This window comes from Providencia zhijiangensis (assembly GCF_030315915.2).
In the GTDB taxonomy this organism is placed as follows: domain Bacteria; phylum Pseudomonadota; class Gammaproteobacteria; order Enterobacterales; family Enterobacteriaceae; genus Providencia; species Providencia zhijiangensis.
Genome location: NZ_CP135991.1, coordinates 1 through 2,683, shown reverse-complemented (window position 1 = coordinate 2,683; position 2,683 = coordinate 1). Strand labels below are relative to the sequence as shown.

The 2,683-nt window shown below is 41.8% G+C and carries 2 protein-coding genes; both read left to right on the top strand.

What is annotated here, in order from left to right:
- The first annotated feature begins 589 nt into the window (after positions 1–589).
- The gene (locus QS795_RS17465) at positions 590–1,234 is read left to right on the top strand and encodes a quinolone resistance pentapeptide repeat protein QnrD1 (protein ID WP_012634451.1); all 645 of its coding nucleotides are present in this window, start codon (positions 590–592) and stop codon (positions 1,232–1,234) included.
- A 637-nt stretch (positions 1,235–1,871) separates the two neighbouring features.
- On the top strand, positions 1,872–2,312 hold the full coding sequence (locus QS795_RS17460) for a hypothetical protein (RefSeq protein ID WP_015063446.1): 441 nt from the start codon (positions 1,872–1,874) through the stop codon (positions 2,310–2,312).
- The last annotated feature ends 371 nt before the right edge of the window (positions 2,313–2,683 follow it).

Here is a 2,683-nt window from a genome sequence, read left to right as displayed (position 1 = left end):
CCATTCACCCAAGCCCGTCAAACTCACTGCGTTCGTCTGACCACCCCCTTTTTTCGCCCCTGTATTTGGTCGCTCAAAAATGTGGTGGTCAGACGCTTCGCTTGACGGGGGGCTTTGCCCCCAAAACGAAACACGTTCACTGGGGTTCACTTGCCATCGCTGGGGCGTGTCATTTCGTTTCGGCTCCCCCTGTTTTTCCCTTTCTTCGCTGGACGCTCATCAGGATAAAAACAAAAAGCCTACCGCCCTCGTTTTACTCGGTTGGTCAAATCGCTTCTTGCCACAAAACAAGTTTGTGACTTTCAGCGATTTCGCATCGTTTTACTTGTCAGTTTGCACGATGTTAAAAACGCACTCAGAAGCCCGCAAAACCGTTCTAAACTTTCAGCGTAGATTTGGGTGTTTTATAGGGTGATCGTGTCTTAAAATCGTTTCGAGGGGCTTTAATGGGGATGAACGGGAGGTTTTTGCTAACTAACTCGCCCGTTTAACATAAAAGGGATTGTATGAATCAATTTTAGCTAGAGTTTAAGGTTGTTCAAATTAATGTACAATGATTGCACTGTATAAATAACCAGGTGTAGCATGTATGGAAAAGCACTTTATCAATGAAAAGTTTTCACGAGATCAATTTACGGGGAATAGAGTTAAAAATATTGCCTTTTCAAATTGTGATTTTTCAGGGGTTGATTTAACTGATACTGAATTTGTTGATTGTAGTTTTTACGACAGGAATAGCTTGGAAGGGTGTGATTTTAATAGAGCCAAACTAAAAAACGCTAGCTTTAAAAGCTGCGATTTATCAATGAGTAATTTTAAAAACATTAGCGCCTTAGGTCTTGAAATTAGTGAGTGTTTAGCTCAAGGAGCTGATTTTCGAGGGGCTAATTTTATGAATATGATAACTACAAGGTCATGGTTTTGTAGTGCTTATATAACCAAGACAAATCTTAGTTACGCTAATTTTTCTAGAGTCATATTAGAAAAGTGCGAACTGTGGGAAAATCGCTGGAATGGCACTGTGATAACTGGCGCCGTGTTTCGTGGCTCCGATCTTTCTTGTGGGGAGTTTTCATCGTTTGATTGGTCTTTGGCTGATTTTACTGGTTGTGATTTAACGGGTGGGGCGCTTGGCGAGCTTGATGCAAGGCGAATTAATTTAGATGGAGTGAAGTTGGATGGAGAGCAGGCGCTTCAGCTTGTTGAGAGTTTAGGTGTTATTGTTCACCGATAAAATCTAGGTAAAAAACGCCTAATGCCCCAATGTGGTACTAATCAAAACGGAGCGAAGCGACATCTTCATCTTGTCTTTGCTTTTCTCCATGATCAGTTATTGGGTCATGGTCTCTTAGCTCGTTAATCTGGCTAAGTTTGGTTAGGTTGGGCTTCTTTCGACACTTCGCAATCCAAGAAATCCCTAGTCCGTTGATTGGTGCTCTTATCAGGTACGCACTGTAATCTTTCGATACCGCAGCGTGATTCGGAGGTAGAGCCGGAATTTCGTTTTCCGGTACGTTTTACTACCACAATTTGCCTGTTTATCCTTTCGGAGACCGGGCTAAGTCCGAGTCAATCAAGTGGTGCATTTGGGTTAATGTCGTTGGCTGGTATTTAATGAGAACGTGACAAGCGCCTCTCACGTTGCTAAGATTGGATTGCGACGTCTAATCTGAGCAACGAATGCACAAGATTTAGAGTACCAGAGCCCTGTGATGCTGTCACGGGGCTTTGTTACATCTGGAGCTTGGTAAACCTCATAAATTCAATTCGCAACGCTCGCCGCAAGGCGTGAACTTGTTTCACGTCGAGGAAGCGGAATTTCTCGAAAGCCTTATACTGTCTCCGTTCACACATGATCGGAGGGTGTCTCTATGTCTCAATTATTTCGTTTGGCATCGCCAGAAGATTACGAATACATCGAAGAATTAAATTTATGGGAATTGTCATTTGATAAGCGACCGGTTCAAGGGGTTCGTTGTGAAGATCCGGTGATCGGGGCAGAAAAATATAATCAAGGGCGTGAAAAATTTAAGGCGTTAGCGTCACGGCATAAAAAACACTGGAAACCGAACGGATTGACCTTTTCGGAGTTGATCCGCTGGGCAATAGAATGCGGAACTCCAGAACAATGTCAGCTTGTTTTAGCGTTATACCATTGCACAAACGATGATGATTATCAGGCGATGGGAATTCAGTTAAGCCGAAGTATTGATAATGCAAATGTCAGTCCGATCATCTTTTTCACAGGTAAAAATCAACGGTTATTAGGTGATATTTCGATGCTAAAACAGCTCGAAGAAAAGGTGCGCTGACGTTAGGTTTACCTATTATTTTATGTATTATCCTATCTATTATTCTATCTCTTATTTTATCTATTTCGTCTGTAATAGGTAGAATAATACATAGAATAAGATACAGAATAATAGATAGACACAAGATGACGTTGTGTTATTTCTTACCCATTAATCCACCTGTTATTCTACCTATTACTTTACCCGTTATTGCACCCAATTTAGGTATAACGGGCAGAATAACGGGTGAAATAATGGGTAGAATCATAGTTTTACTAACTTGCACCCCATGATACTTTCAGTATCAATGCCACTCATTTTCTGGACGAAAATGAATGACATAAGGCTCCGCCCTCTGGCTATTTTCTTCGGCTGGACGCCTGCGAAAAAAA

Bases quoted from the DNA above. Each gene is read 5' to 3' on its own strand.
- QS795_RS17465 (WP_012634451.1), top strand. From the start codon at position 590: ATGGAAAAGCACTTTATCAATGAAAAGTTTTCACGAGATCAATTTACG.
- QS795_RS17460 (WP_015063446.1), top strand. From the start codon at position 1,872: ATGTCTCAATTATTTCGTTTGGCATCGCCAGAAGATTACGAATACATC.